We start from the raw sequence: 268 nt of genomic DNA, 5'->3' as shown, positions 1-268 counted from the left end.
GGCTAATATTTTTGCGGTATATTTAATTGGGGTGGTCATTACGCCATTATCCTCTACCTTGCTAAGACGATTTGGTTCAGCACGAACCGTTCGGGTAGCCGTTGTTGTATCAATGCTTGGGGTATTATTGACCCTTGTGACGCCACTTTGGGGTATTGTGGTAGGACTTGCAATTATGTCCTCGGGCGTGTTTGTCACGCAGGCGGCAACCATCAGCTATATCGCAGTCAATGTCAAAAAAGGTCGCTCATTGGCTTCTGGTTTATAC

1 pseudogene is annotated in these 268 nt (G+C 46.3%); it reads left to right on the top strand.

Going from position 1 to position 268, the window contains the following annotated elements:
• A pseudogene (locus AAEZ03_RS27565) lies at positions 1-268 on the top strand (hypothetical protein); the annotation flags it as partial.

Origin of the sequence: Pseudomonas sp. HY2-MNA-CIBAN-0224 (assembly GCF_040310285.1) — a bacterium.
Taxonomy (GTDB): domain Bacteria; phylum Pseudomonadota; class Gammaproteobacteria; order Pseudomonadales; family Pseudomonadaceae; genus Aquipseudomonas; species Aquipseudomonas helleri.
Note: the sequence above shows the minus strand (reverse complement) of the source record. Positions and strands in the feature narration are given on the sequence as shown.